Below are 554 nucleotides of genomic sequence, written 5' to 3' on the forward strand. Positions count from 1 at the left end.
CCTTCGGCCAGCGTGCGCAACGCGTCGAGGGGCAGCGGCGACAGCCAGCGCAGGTCGACGACCGTGGTCGCGATGCCGTGCTCGCGCAGTCGTTCGCTGGCACGCAGGCTCATCGGCACGCCGTTGCCGAAGCTCACGAGCAACAGGTCACCACCGTCGCCGTACACACCGACCTCGCCCAGCGGACGGTCTGAACCTTCGCTGGCGGCGTCCGCGAAGGGCGCCGTCCAGCCACCGTCGCCCGGCGCCAGGTCGCGGACGTGGTAGAGCGCGATGGGCTCGAGGTAGACGCACACCCGCCCGTCCTGGCGGGCCAGCTCCAGGCAGGTGCGCAGCAGGCCCGGTGCGTCGGCGGGATGGCTGGGGACCGCGAGGACCAGCCCGGGAATGTCGCGCAGGACGGCCACGGAGTTGTCGTTGTGGAAGTGGCCGCCGAAGCCACGCTGGTAGGCGAGTCCGGCGACCCGGACGACCATGCCGTTCTGGTACTGGCCGTTGGAGAAGAACCTGAGCGACGCCGCCTCGCCGCGCAGCTGGTCCTCGGCGTTGTGGAG

1 protein-coding gene is annotated in these 554 nt (G+C 71.5%); it reads right to left on the minus strand.

The window, feature by feature from the left end:
• Positions 1 to 554: transketolase C-terminal domain-containing protein (locus tag ACOADB_RS19140; protein WP_378602044.1), on the minus strand; the 554-nt coding region annotated here is incomplete at both ends.

The organism is Nocardioides sp. CPCC 206348, from assembly GCF_048654705.1.
In the GTDB taxonomy this organism is placed as follows: domain Bacteria; phylum Actinomycetota; class Actinomycetes; order Propionibacteriales; family Nocardioidaceae; genus Nocardioides.